Below are 345 nucleotides of genomic sequence, written 5' to 3'. Positions count from 1 at the left end.
ATCACCTGGTTTCGGGTCTACGACCACATACTAAAATCTCACTATTCAGACTCGCTTTCGCTGCGGCTCCGTCTTTTCAACTTAACCTTGCATGTAATCGTAACTCGCCGGTTCATTCTACAAAAGGCACGCTATCACCCATTAACGGGCTCTAACTACTTGTAGGCACACGGTTTCAGGATCTATTTCACTCCCCTTCCGGGGTGCTTTTCACCTTTCCCTCACGGTACTGGTTCACTATCGGTCACTAGGGAGTATTTAGCCTTGGGAGATGGTCCTCCCAGCTTCCGACCGGATTTCTCGTGTCCGGCCGTACTCAGGATCCACTCAGGAGGGAACGAAGTT

General features: G+C 50.4%; 1 rRNA gene. It reads right to left on the bottom strand.

Annotated elements, in window-relative coordinates:
• Nucleotides 1-345, bottom strand: a 23S ribosomal RNA gene (locus CHI06_RS29125); the annotation flags it as partial.

It is taken from the genome of Bacillus sp. 7884-1, from assembly GCF_002272245.1.
Taxonomy (GTDB): Bacteria; Bacillota; Bacilli; order Bacillales; family Cytobacillaceae; genus Neobacillus.
Note: the sequence above shows the minus strand (reverse complement) of the source record. Positions and strands in the feature narration are given on the sequence as shown.